The following is a 10,837-nucleotide window of genomic DNA, read 5'->3' as shown; positions in this document are numbered from 1 at the left end:
AGAAGCTGAATTCGGCAGATTGCCCGATGGGTATAGTATACCAGGAATCCTCCCATCTTTACAAGTGAAAAAAACAGCCCATAAAGTTTCGGAAACAAGGGCAAGCCCGCCTCATAGGATACAATATAAAAATTAAAAACCCTGGAGGTTTCATACAATGAGTGATTTAACAGCGACGAACTGTGGTGGCGGATGCAATTCTGGTTGTGGTCTTGGCGGGAGCAACGTAATCTTTTTGATCCTTCTGCTTTGCTGCTGCGGCGGCGGCTGGGGAAATTCTGGCGATGGCTGCGGTAACAACGGCGGCTGTGGCTGCGACAGCATCCTTTGGATCCTGCTGATTATGTGCTGCTGCGGCGGCGGATTCTAAGAATCGCTTGTATTTTAGCCGACAAATATTGAAAAGAGGAGGACGCCAATCGGCGTCCTCTTTTTTCCTTTGCGCGGAGGAATTATCTGTCGAATAAAAAACCACGGGATTCTTTATTTGGAATCCCGTGGCCGTAATCGTCTTTTGCGCTGCTTTGCAGCTATTTTTCACCTTCTATGCGGCTGATTTCCCTCCCGGAACCGGTTGCCGCCCGCCGGGGCAGGTTTTTGCTCGGCCTGTTTTTTCCGGCGCAGGCACTCTTCTTCCACTTCGTATACGGCATTGCCGTCAATCATCAATTTTGTTCTCATGATACTTCCCTCCTAACGTTTGATACGGGCTCCTCCTTCACGGCAAATAGGAAACGAAACACTGCCGGCCGGCTGTGTTTCGTTTCATCATAAAGTATACAGGCGGTTTTCCTAAAATCCGTCTTCCCTATCAGTATATGGGAATCTTCCCGGTAGGTCCTTGCATATATTGGAAACAAAAGCGTAAGAGGTGAAGGACAATGAGTGATAATGATAACAATAATAATTGGCAGAACGACCCATCCCTGAAAAATATCAGCGCCGACAAAATGCAGTATCTGATGAAAATGATGTCGGAAGCAAACGGCAAGGACAAGAATTCCATGATGCCGTTTTTGATGGGGCTTTCTTCCTCGTCCGAACAAAGTGGAATGGACTTCAGCGACAGCGAGACCGACATGATTCTTCAGGTGCTGTCCCAGAAAATGTCACCGGAGGAAAAGTCGAAAATTGATATGATCCGGAACATTTCCCGCATGATTGCCATGAAGAACAAACCTAAAAAGTGATCTCGTTTTTCCGGCGCAGAAGCTTTGCCCCGTGTACGATGGCAAAACTGCCTGCAATCGCTCCGAAAAGAATCGTGGCAATTCCCATGACAAGATTAAAAATACCTGCGGATTTCATGGACTGATAAACTTTTTCCATCAACAACCTCCTATTTATTCTATGGCTGAAAGCCACCTGTTTCCGGAAATGCCTGCGCAGACCGGCGCTTGCCGCAGCCATGCGCACATTTCCGGAGACGCTCTTCTTCGGGCATACTCGGACAAAAGTCCGGTGCGTCCGCTACTCTGCGGTTTTTACCCCTCCAAAAAGGAGCGGCATCATTTTCTTCGTATTCTCCTCCAAGGAATAGCTTCCGTCTGAAATACAATAATCGTAGATCAGAGCCCGCTCCGCCAGCACATAAAGCCGGGTGACTTCATAGTAAGGCAGATCCCGCGTAATCTGTCCGCGCCTCTGTCCCTCATCCACCAGCTGGTTCACGATCCGATAATAATACCGGTTCTGATCCACCAGATGCTTGTCTCCCTTTTTTACTACCTGAGAAGCATACATGGACGCCAAAAGATCCATCGGGATTTCTTTTTCCACCATCCGGTGAACCTGAATACACAAATATAAAAGTTTCTCATAGCTGTTCATCTCCGGATCCAGGGTCTGAATCAGCTCTTCATATTTTGCATCAAAAATGGAAGACAAAGCGCTCAGGAGTTCGTCTTTCCCGCTGTAATAATGATAAAAACTCCCCTTAGAAGTTCCGGACTCTGAGATAATTTCATCGATCGTCGTGTTCTCATAGCCTTTTTCATGAAACAGCTTCCAGGCAATTCGAGCAATCTTATTCTTGGTGCTCTCTTTCTTAACCATGCTGCAATACCCCTTTTTTCAACTATCTCTAATATAGCATCGAAAAGTTGGGAAGTAAAGTGGATTTTTTCTTACAGTCCACAGAACCGCACTTTTTGCAGGCCTGTAAAATGCTAACAGTTTTTATAAGTTTTTACAGGAATTTACTTGAAATTTCCGGCAAGTTATCGTAGAATAGAATTAATACTAGAACGCAGTCTATTCGTAAAGGAGGCGGGGGTTTGAAAAAGCCTTATGTTTTCAACATTCAAAAATATTCGATCCACGACGGCCCCGGTATCCGCACCACTTTCTTCTTTAAAGGATGCCCTCTATCCTGCCAGTGGTGCCACAATCCGGAAAGTCAGCGCCATGAGGTCGAGCTGATGTATTACCACGAACGCTGCGTGGACTGCGGCGCCTGCGTAAAAGCATGTCCCAACGGAGCGAATCTCCTGGTGGACGGACACGTCAGTATGAACCGGGTGCTCTGTAAAGCCTGCGGAAACTGTGTAGATGAATGTACTATGAACGCCAGAGAACTGGTGGGCAAATACTATACCGTGGATGAGCTGGTCAAAGAAGCCGAAAAAGACCAGATGTTTTACGAAGAATCCGGCGGCGGCATCACGCTCTCCGGCGGTGAAGTCATGGTTCAAAATATGGACTACATAGAGGAATTTTGCCGCAAGCTTCACCGCAAGGGTTACAGCATCGATATCGACACCTGCGGGTTCGCGCCTTATGAAAATTTCGCCCGGATCCTCCCTTACGTGGATACGTTTCTCTACGACATCAAACTGATGGATCCGGAAAAGCATAAGACCTATATCGGCGTGAACAACCGTCTGATTTTAGATAACCTGATCGCTCTGAATCAGGCGGGGGCCAAAATTAACATCCGTATTCCCCTGGTCCGGGGAGTCAATTCCTCCGAGGAATTCATCCGGCAGACCATTGACTTTTTGAGAGAAAACCAGATCCGGACCCTTGGATTCAATCTTCTCCCCTATCACAACACGGGGAAAAGCAAATATGAAAATTTAGACCGCTCTTACGCCGACGAACAGCTCAAAGTGCCGCCGCAGGAGCAGCTGGAACACTTTAAACAGATGTTTCTCGACAACGGATTTCAAAATATAAAAATAGGAGGTTAAGACAATGGAAGAACGTGGAATGAATGAACGTATTCGCAAACTGCGCAGACAGAGCTTGGACGCGGTAGCCCATCTGGATATGGAGCGCGCCCGCCTGATGACCGAGGCTTATAAGATGTATGAAGGTTCGGTTTCGGTTCCGGAGATGCGGGCTCTGGCGCTGAAGCATTATTTCAGCAACAAAACACTCTGCATCAATGAAGGCGAACTGATCGTCGGTGAGAAAGGCGACTCCCCGCAGGGATCCCCTTCCTTCCCGGAACTGTGCTGTCATACCTTACAGGATCTGCACGTGATGAACGACCGGGAGCTGATCAGCTTCAAAGTGTCGGAAGATGACTTAAAGTACCAGGAAGATGTGATCATCCCCTACTGGGAGAAACGCTCGATCCGGAATAAGATCCTGGAGAACATGACTCCGGAGTGGAAAGCCGCCTATGAGGCCGGTATCTTTACGGAATTCATGGAGCAGCGCGGACCGGGTCATACGGTCGGATCCATCAAGATATACCAGAAGGGTTACCTGGACTATCAGAATGACATCAAAGAAGCGCTGGCGAATCTGGACTTTTTCAACGATAAAGAAGCGCTGGATAAAAAGGCCGAGCTGAATGCCATGAGCATCTGCTGCGACGCCATCATGATCCTTGGGAAACGTTATGCCGCGTATGCCAGAGAGCTGGCGGAAAGGACCGACGATCCGCAGTGGAAGCAGGATCTGCTCCTGATCGCCCGCAACTGCGACGTCGTGCCCGCCCACAAACCGGAAACCTTCCATCAGGCTCTCCAGATGTACTGGTTCACCCACCTGGGCGTTACCAGCGAGCTGAATCCTTGGGATGCCTACAGCCCCGGACGTCTGGATCAGCACGTGTACCCCTTCTACAAAGCGGACGTGGATGCCGGGCAGCTGGATGACGCCAAGGCGCTGGAACTTCTGGAATGCCTGTGGGTAAAATTCAACAACCAGCCTGCGCCGCCGAAGGTGGGAATCACCTTAAAGGAAAGCAGCACCTATACGGACTTTGCCAACATCAACACCGGCGGCATCACCCCGGACGGCCAGGACGGCGTCAACGATGTCAGCTATCTGATCCTGGACTGCATGGATGAGATGCGGCTGCTTCAGCCCAGCTCCAACGTACAGATCAGCCGCAAGACGCCGCAGAAATTCCTGAAGCGCGCCTGTGAGATCTCCCGCAAGGGATGGGGCCAGCCGGCCTTCTACAACACCGACGCCATCGTACAGGAGCTGCTGAACGCCGGTAAGAGCCTGGAGGATGCGAGACGCGGCGGGACCAGCGGCTGTGTGGAAACCGGCGCTTTTGGAAATGAAGCTTATATCCTGACCGGATACTTTAACCTGCCGAAGATCTTTGAGCTTACGCTCTTCGACGGCAAGGATATGATGACCGGAAAGCAGCTTGGCCCGCACACCGGCGACGCTCGGAACTTCCAGTCCTACGAGGAGCTTTGGGAAGCGTATCAGAAGCAGGTGAAATATTTCCTCGACATCAAGCTGATGGGAAGCAATATCATCGAAAAGATTTATGCGGAATATATGCCCGCGCCGTTCCTGTCCATCATCACCAACGACTGTATTAAAAAGGGCAAGGATTACAACGCCGGCGGAGCCCGCTACAATACCAACTATCTGCAGGGCGTTGGCATCGGAACCATCACCGACTGCTTGGCCGCTGTCAAATACAATGTATTTGAGCAAAAGAAATTTACCATGGAAGAACTGCTCCACGCGCTGGAGACCAACTTTGCCGAAGATAGCCGTATCCTGAACCTGGTCCGCAACAAAACGCCGAAATACGGCAACGACGACGACTATGCGGACAGCATCATGAGAGACATCTTCGAGTTCTACCGCTCCAACGTAACCGGACGTCCCAACATGAAGGGCGGCACTTACCGCATCAACATGCTGCCGACCACCTGTCACGTATATTTCGGGGATGTGATGATTGCCAGCGCCAACGGCCGTCTGGCCCATAAGCCGGTTTCCGAAGGCATCTCCCCGGAAAAGGGCGCGGATGTAAAAGGCCCGACCGCTGTGGTCAAGTCCTGTTCGAAGATGGATCATCTGCAGACCGGCGGCACGCTGCTGAACCAGAAGTTTACGCCTGCTGTGGTTGCCGGTGAAGACGGCCTGAACCAGATGGCAAATCTGGTCCGCACCTACTTCAACATGGATGGTCATCACATTCAGTTCAACGTCATCGACCGCGAGACGCTGATTCAGGCGCAAAATCACCCGGAAGATTACAAAGATCTAATCGTCCGCGTGGCCGGTTACAGCGATCACTTCCGCAACCTGAGCAAAGCGCTGCAGGATGAAATCATCGAGAGGACCGAACAATCCTTTCACTAAACCAGACAGTGGAAGTCCTATCCCCTTTCAAGAAGAAGCCAGCCTAGAACATCCGGCTGGCTTCTTTCTTTTATTCTTTGATTCCTTATGCTTCGTATTCCGTTCTAGTCTGGCCAAAGCCTTCCTCCACACTGTTTCTATGCCGTTGAACCGCCATTGTCACGCAGAACAGGGCCGCAGCAAATCCGAGCTGAATCCCCAGCGCCTGCCAGACCGGCCCCAGCTCGCCGGCGGAAAAACCGGTCAGTGAGCAAATCTCTCCCACAGCGAAGGTGTACCAGTAGGTCGGCGTAAACCGGGCAACCCTTATCATGCCCTCCCCAAACAGTTCCAGAGGAACGAACACGCCTCCCAGGAAGCAAAGTCCCAGGGAAAGGAAATTGGCCGCTGCATTTTGAATATTCGGTGAATGGAGGAAGCAGCTGGCCAGCACGGCGATCCCGGCCGACGTGATGGTAAAGGTCAAACTGTTTGCCGCCAAGAGCAATATCTGGCGAAGGTCCGTCCCGGAAAGCGTATGCCCCCAAAGAATCAATCCAAACACCGTCAAAAGGAGCCAGGCCAGCACGCTGATAGCAATTCCATAAAGGATCGTCTGAGCCGACACTTTTTCCGGCGGCATCGGGCTGCACATATTCCGAAGGCGGATATAGGGACGGTGAAACACCATCAGTACGGTGGAAATTCCAAGCAGTACCAGGACAATCAAAATGTATCCCTGCATCTGGCAATAAAGCTGGTAGTACACCGGAACCGGAGGCGTCTCGTTTTCAGAAAAGAGCTCTGCCTTCGCCGTTACCGCCAGGCTTTCCGCTGTCTTTTGGATCAGCTGATCCTCCGGAAGCTCCGGCTCCGCAGTATGAATCATGCGGATCTGATTCCAATATTGATTGACCAGGCTGTCCAGATAATATCCCTTTGCCGAGTCCGGAAACGTGGTCTTCTGCAGCGGGACCGGATTTTCTCCGAACAGAGATGCGGTAAAACCTTCCGGTATCACGGCAATATAGTTGCTGGCCTGAAAGAAAACTGCATCCTGGAGCGCCTGCTCCTCATCCGGAAGAGGAAACTCCGTCCCATACCCTTCCAAATATTCGCGGAAACCGTTGATCAGAGGGCTTTCCCCATCTCGGTTAATCAGTGTGAATTCCGGTTTTTGAGCCGAAAAATCCGTGGAATAATTCTCCACTGAAAAGGTCGTCATTAAAACCACAAGCACAAGAAATATGATCAGGTAAACCAGAAACGACGCCTTCCGCCGCTTCATGATCCGGATACAGGAATTAAATACTTTCATAGCGCTGCCTCCTCAGGAAAAATGCCGTCCCGGCAAACAAGATTACGGTGATCAGTACCAGAACTCCCATATCGATCAAGTATGGAATGAGAGAATCGTAGCAGTAGAGAGCCCGGAAGGCGTCAGAAATCCGGGCCGCTGGATTGATCCAGGAAATTACCGGGACCTTCTGCGCGATTATATAGTTAATCCCGGATACCATCAGCCCTGCCAGGAAACAACAGGTCAACGTAGCTGCCACCACTACCGCCGTCTTCGCCGCTTCTTTCAGCCGGGCCGATACACCCACCAAAGAGCCAAAGGCAATGCCCGTCAGGCTTCCGATGAAACAAGTGAGTAAAACCAGTCCGAGACGGTCTCCGAAATTCACTCGGAGCACACAGAGAATATAGAAAATCGCCACCGCCATTCCCATCATGTGAACCGTCAGCCCCCCTAAAAGATCAACGAACACCATCCGGAATTTTTTCACCGGAGCCAGGGAACGGCGCGCTCCCAGAGGAGAAAGGTTGGCTTGAATCGAATAAATGCTTTCCAGGCCCTGGAATCCTCCGTAGAGACAGACCATTGCCAGCAGCGCGAAGTAATATCCCAGAGTGTCTGTGGGAGGGTTTTCGGTCAAGGACGCCTCTTTGGTCAAAACCTTTGTCGAAAGGAACTCGGAGAGAAGCTCCATATTTCCGGGGTTTTGTTCCAACAGTTGGTAGATTGCGGCCTCGGTCTGACAGTAACGGTCGAGTACCCCTTTTAAGATGGAGGCATTCCAACTGTTTTCCTTTGCCAAAAGCTTCGGTGAACCATTCTCCAGATAGATGACCGCCTCTGCTTTTTCTTCCCGAAGAAGTGATTTCCCCTCTTCCAAAGTGTCCACCATCTCCGCCAGGAGCAGCTGAGAATCGCCCTCTTCGGACAGGCTTCCGATCACCTGAGAAAAAATCTGGTTCTTCTGGTATTCGGAGTCCGCCACAATCCCCACCGGAATCTGGCTCCACTGCTCCGCGCTGTCCAGTTTCGAAAAGGCAAAATAGAACAAGGTGGCTAAAAGGATCGGAAAAATCCAGGTCCATATCAGCATTTCTTTGCTGCGCAGGCTGCTGAGCACCCGCTTCCTGTAAATTGATCCGAACATAGTCAATCCCTCAATTCTTTCCCGGTAATTTCCAAAAACACATCGTTCAGTGTCGGCGGTTCGGAGAAAACGCGTCCAACCGGAATTCTATTCTGGCGCAGCAAGTCTAAAACCGCCATCAGCGCGCTCCCTTCTCCCTCTCCTCTCGCCACAAGATGTTCTCCGTCAAAATTAACGTGGAGGATTCCCGGCAGCTTACGGATTTCTTCCAGCTGCTCCTCTGCCAGTTCCGGAACCTCCAAGGTCAGCTTCTCTCCGCTGCGGATCATGGCTTTCAGTTCTTCCTTGGTACCGGTGGCCAGTTCCCGCCCTTTATCCATAATCATGATTCTGGTGCAGAGCTGTTCTACTTCTTCCATGTAATGGGAAGTATAGATGACCGTAGCTCCCTGGCGGTTCAGCTCCCGGATCCCTTCCAGAATCCGGTTCCGGCTCTGGGGGTCCACTGCCACCGTCGGCTCATCCAGAAAAATCAGCTCCGGCCGGTGGGCGATGCCGCAGGCGATATTCAGCCTCCTCAGCAAGCCGCCGGACAGTTTTCGCGGCAAAAATTTCCGGTAATCCGTCAGCTCCACAAACTGGAGCGCTTCTTCCACCAGTTTCTTTCTCTCCGCCTTCTCGGATACATAAAGGCTGCAAAAATAGTCAATGTTTTCCTGAACCGTCAGCTCGTTAAATACTGCTACTTCCTGCGGCACCACTCCGATCCGTTTCTTCAAATCAAAGCTGCGCGGGCTCATTGGTTTTCCGAAAAGAGAAATATCCCCTTTATCATACGTCAAAAGAGAAAGCATACAATGGATCGCCGTTGTCTTCCCACTTCCGTTGGGCCCCAGCAGGCCGAATATTTCCCCGTCCTGAACCTCCAGAGAAAAGTGGTCCAGCGCGATCAGTTCCCCATACCTCTTCACCAGATTGTTCACCTGAATCATTGTTTTTCCCTCATTTCTTACTTGATACATTCATTTTACCAGCCGTCTTCCTCTGCCGCCAGTGGCGTCTGTCACGAATTCTCCATGACAAATGTCACAAAATCGGATTACCGGTAAAAAAGGCTTCCCTTCTCCCTTCTGGGTATGATAAACTATAACCTGAAGAGTAGGTTTGGAAAAGGAGGATCAGGCATGGAACGGTTGACGGATAAAGGAATTCTTTTGGTTTTTAGCCTGTTTCTGCTCCCGCATATCCCTGTCTCGGCGCATTTCATCGCCGGATTCCTATTTCTCATCGCAGCAGGTTCCCTGGAAGATATTCTTCCGGAAAATTTCGCCTCGGTCCTTTGCCTTGCGCTAAGCCTTTTGTTCTGCCTGGATCCGCTTTGGCTGTATTTTCTTCCAGTCATCATTTATTGCTGCCTGGGGCGGCGCCTTGTCCTGTTCCGTTTTTTATGGGTGCTTCCTTTCTGCTATGCCCTTCTTACGGGCATCTCCTTCTCCACTGTTTTCCTCATTCTGCTTTCCCTTTTTGCCATCCTGCTGGATCACAGGACAAAAAAATCCGAAGAACTCCGGATCCATTTTCATCAGATCCAGGACTTGACGAAGGAGAACGAATTACAATTAGAGAAAAAAAACAGAGAACTGCTGGAAAAGCAGGACTATGAAGTCCGGCTGGCAACTCTCAGCGAGAGGAACCGCATTGCCAGAGAAATCCACGATAATGTCGGCCATCTTCTGACCCGTGCGCTGCTCCAAGTGGGAGCGCTGGAGGTTGTATATAAAAAAGAACCGGAGCTGACCGGCCAGCTGTCCGCCGTGAAGGCGACCCTCTCCGACGCCATGGACAATATCCGCCAGAGCGTCCACGGGCTTCACGAGGAAGCCTTTGATCTGAAAACCCAGATTGAAACCTTGATCCGGGAGTTTCCTTTCTGTCCCGTGACCCTAGAATACAGCGCCGGTCAGATTCCCAAAGATATTCAGTATTGCCTGACCGCCATTGTAAAAGAGGCCCTGTCCAATACCGCGCGGCACAGCAAAGCGACGGCCGCCTCCATCCGCCTGCTGGAACATCCCGGCTTCTATCAGTTGATCATTCAGGACAACGGTTCCGGATCCACTTCCACCGGCACACAGGGAATCGGCCTGACCAATATGAAAGAACGCGTGGAATTGCTGCACGGAGTATTCCGGATGGAAGCACAACACGGCTTCCGTCTTTTTATCTCGATACCGAAAAATAGGAGGGATTATGAAAATAATCATCATTGACGACGACCCTTTTGTCTGCGCCTCCCTGAAAACCATCCTGCAGGCCGATCCGGAGATCTCTGTGACAGCCACCGGCACCAGCGGCGAAGAGGCGGTAAAACTGTACCGGGAGGATCCGCCGGACATCCTCCTGATGGACATTCAGATGAAAGGCATCACCGGGCTGGAGGCCGGAGAACAGATTTTAAGAGAAGATCCCCAGGCCAAACTGCTGTTTCTGACCACGTTTTCCGATGACGAATACATCCGGAAAGCCCTGCAGTTGGGCGCGAAGGGATATCTGATCAAACAGGATATCGAGGCGATCGCCCCGGCTCTCAAGGCCGTGGAATCCGGGCAAAATGTGTTCGGCACGGAAATCGTAACCAAACTCCCCTCCCTGATCGCCGGAAAGCCAGAGTTTCCGGAAGGAAACTGGGAACTCGGACCCAGAGAGCGGGAAATCATCGGCTTGGTGGCGGAAGGAAAAAACAACCGGGAAATTGCCGATGCGCTTTTTTTGAGCGAAGGTACGGTCCGGAATTACCTGAGCGCCCTCCTCGACAAACTGGAATTGAGAAATCGAACCGAGCTCGCCATCTTTTATTATCAGCATTTAAAATAGCCTGCTTCTCTTAAAAGTTCCCCCGC

At 50.8% G+C, this 10,837-nt stretch carries 12 protein-coding genes; 6 read left to right on the top strand and 6 right to left on the bottom strand.

The genetic code is table 11. From position 1 onward, the window contains the following. Positions 1-157 precede the first annotated feature (157 nt). Complete coding sequence (locus MUB23_RS03505; protein ID WP_244798862.1) at positions 158-370, top strand: chorion class high-cysteine HCB protein 13; 213 nt, start codon at positions 158-160, stop codon at positions 368-370. A 167-nt stretch (positions 371-537) separates the two neighbouring features. On the opposite strand, the gene MUB23_RS03500 is transcribed toward MUB23_RS03505, so the two are convergent. Then, complete coding sequence (locus tag MUB23_RS03500; protein WP_244798860.1) at positions 538-681, bottom strand: hypothetical protein; 144 nt, start codon at positions 679-681, stop codon at positions 538-540. A 200-nt stretch (positions 682-881) separates the two neighbouring features. On the opposite strand from MUB23_RS03500, the gene MUB23_RS03495 reads away from it, so the two are divergent. After that, positions 882-1,190, top strand: a complete 309-nt coding sequence (locus MUB23_RS03495) for a hypothetical protein (protein ID WP_244798858.1) — start codon at positions 882-884, stop codon at positions 1,188-1,190. Here MUB23_RS03495 and MUB23_RS03490 read toward each other — a convergent pair. Together MUB23_RS03490 and MUB23_RS03485 are read right to left on the bottom strand one after the other, a co-directional pair. Beyond that, a complete protein-coding gene (locus MUB23_RS03490; RefSeq protein WP_244798857.1) occupies positions 1,180-1,329 on the bottom strand; it encodes a hypothetical protein in 150 nt (49 codons plus the stop codon). The two genes, MUB23_RS03495 and MUB23_RS03490, sit on opposite strands and share 11 nt — an antisense overlap. A gap of 141 nt (positions 1,330-1,470) precedes the next feature. Then, a complete protein-coding gene (locus MUB23_RS03485; RefSeq protein ID WP_244798850.1) occupies positions 1,471-2,055 on the bottom strand; it encodes a TetR/AcrR family transcriptional regulator in 585 nt (194 codons plus the stop codon). Between the two features lie 221 nt (positions 2,056-2,276). Here MUB23_RS03485 and MUB23_RS03480 point away from each other — a divergent pair, with 221 nt between their 5' ends. After that, positions 2,277-3,191: a trans-4-hydroxy-L-proline dehydratase activase gene (locus MUB23_RS03480; protein ID WP_244798848.1), complete on the top strand. Its 915-nt coding sequence runs from the start codon at positions 2,277-2,279 to the stop codon at positions 3,189-3,191. A gap of 4 nt (positions 3,192-3,195) precedes the next feature. After that, a complete protein-coding gene (gene hypD, locus MUB23_RS03475; RefSeq protein WP_244798846.1) occupies positions 3,196-5,571 on the top strand; it encodes a trans-4-hydroxy-L-proline dehydratase in 2,376 nt (791 codons plus the stop codon). An 85-nt stretch (positions 5,572-5,656) separates the two neighbouring features. Here hypD and MUB23_RS03470 read toward each other — a convergent pair whose 3' ends face one another. From MUB23_RS03470 to MUB23_RS03460, 3 genes are read right to left on the bottom strand one after another with little or no spacing between them, the layout of a single operon-like run. Then, positions 5,657-6,868, bottom strand: coding sequence for an ABC transporter permease (locus tag MUB23_RS03470; RefSeq protein WP_244798844.1), 1,212 nt, complete (start codon positions 6,866-6,868; stop codon positions 5,657-5,659). Beyond that, positions 6,855-7,997: an ABC transporter permease gene (locus MUB23_RS03465; protein ID WP_244798842.1), complete on the bottom strand. Its 1,143-nt coding sequence runs from the start codon at positions 7,995-7,997 to the stop codon at positions 6,855-6,857. Before MUB23_RS03465 ends, MUB23_RS03470 begins: the two co-directional genes overlap by 14 nt. Positions 7,998-7,999: 2 nt before the next feature. Then, positions 8,000-8,929, bottom strand: coding sequence for an ABC transporter ATP-binding protein (locus tag MUB23_RS03460; RefSeq protein ID WP_244798841.1), 930 nt, complete (start codon positions 8,927-8,929; stop codon positions 8,000-8,002). Between the two features lie 192 nt (positions 8,930-9,121). On the opposite strand from MUB23_RS03460, the gene MUB23_RS03455 reads away from it, so the two are divergent. Both MUB23_RS03455 and MUB23_RS03450 read left to right on the top strand, forming a co-directional pair. Next, positions 9,122-10,207 carry a sensor histidine kinase gene (locus tag MUB23_RS03455; protein ID WP_244798838.1) on the top strand — a complete coding sequence of 362 codons (1,086 nt, stop codon included), beginning with the start codon at positions 9,122-9,124 and terminating at the stop codon, positions 10,205-10,207. Further along, positions 10,188-10,811 (top strand): response regulator transcription factor, encoded by a 624-nt coding sequence (locus MUB23_RS03450; protein WP_244798836.1) that lies wholly within the window; start codon positions 10,188-10,190, stop codon positions 10,809-10,811. Before MUB23_RS03455 ends, MUB23_RS03450 begins: the two co-directional genes overlap by 20 nt. The last annotated feature ends 26 nt before the right edge of the window (positions 10,812-10,837 follow it).

The organism is Cuneatibacter sp. NSJ-177 (assembly GCF_022867805.1).
GTDB lineage: Bacteria > Bacillota > Clostridia > Lachnospirales > Lachnospiraceae > Pseudolachnospira.
Note: the sequence above shows the minus strand (reverse complement) of the source record. Positions and strands in the feature narration are given on the sequence as shown.